Annotated in this window: 1 protein-coding gene; it reads right to left on the minus strand. The window is 46.4% G+C overall.

Annotated elements, in window-relative coordinates:
* Positions 1-357 precede the first annotated feature (357 nt).
* Complete coding sequence (locus tag G4P69_RS40860) at positions 358-960, minus strand: DNA cytosine methyltransferase (protein WP_208344423.1); 603 nt, start codon at positions 958-960, stop codon at positions 358-360.
* Positions 961-1,224 lie beyond the last annotated feature (264 nt).

Consider the following 1,224-nt stretch of genomic DNA (forward strand, 5'->3'; position numbering starts at 1 on the left):
TGAGTGGTAGAATTTTGACAACAAATTGTTGTCAAATTGTCGAAAACACCTGCTGCTGCAATTAAATAGTTAGACTTCTGCCGACTATGCCCAAATCTATCACGACAATACTCCTCAAAGGTTTTGTGAGTAGAACGATAAAGCCTCCTATCCCGTAATTCCGTCAAAGCCTTACCTGCTTCATAAAATGCCCGTTCCACTTTTCGCTCCAGGTGCAGGCGTAAGCGTGACTCCTCCTCAGTAAGTTCTTGCGGTTCAATGACTTCAACAGATATATCTGGTTGGGTATTAGACGGAGGTAAGGGTTTTGGTGTCTTGCGCTTTGTCATGCGATCACCTTTTTGTGTATCTTCGCTATCAGATAAGGGAGTTAAGGTAGAGGACACGTTTGAGTGCAATGTTTGCAACTCTCCAATCAAAAGCATTTCCGAGGGCTGCTCGGCGATCGCGTATGATGCCATTTTTGCTAGCAATTCCGATGCTGATCTGCTTTCCTGTGGATCTGTCCAACCAAGTGGAAGATTGAAGCTGCTCTCTAGAAATTCCGGGTTTACTACTTGTCCTGGTATGATTACCCCTAGTTTCTTCAATTGCGCCTCTTGCTTGGTCTGTCCAGGTGGTCGTCCATTGCCACTGAAGCTTAAGGCTCCTGGAGACGGCAACCAGCAGTAGTCTTTCTCTAATAAAGGGGCTGGCAAAGTGTCCACTGCTGATAGTAATCCATTCTGCATCGTACCCGATGTTGTCAAGGGTTCTGAGCAAACCTCTGAAATATGAGCCAGTTGGTTGTCCTGGGTAATTTGGACAGGTGAGTAACCCTGGTACATTTTCAATGGCTGCAAATCTGGGCTGATAGTTTGCAATAATGTTAAGGACTGCGGGGAAACAGTCTCGCTCGTCTGCTGCTCCTTTCCTTTCACCTTCAACTGAAAATGGGGGGCATGGTGGGGAACCAGTAATGAGATCATTTTTCCTCGTTGCAGCTCACGCTCACATCCAGTAAAGGCAAGGGATTTAACGCAGTTAAAGTTGTGTACTCCTGGATATCGTTTTGACAGGATATCGCTACAGTACTCGTCAATTTCTGCAACCCCGATAAGCTTAAATCCGAGTTGCAGCCCTGCAACACAGAACCCCGCGCCAACTCCTGAGCAGAGGTCAAGTTGTCTGAACATTCTGCACCCCCCTCAAAATCCTCTTTGAATTCCATCCCTAACAACCAAG

The sequence above is a fragment of the Aetokthonos hydrillicola CCALA 1050 genome, from assembly GCF_017591665.1.
Classification (GTDB): Bacteria; Cyanobacteriota; Cyanobacteriia; order Cyanobacteriales; family Nostocaceae; genus Aetokthonos; species Aetokthonos hydrillicola.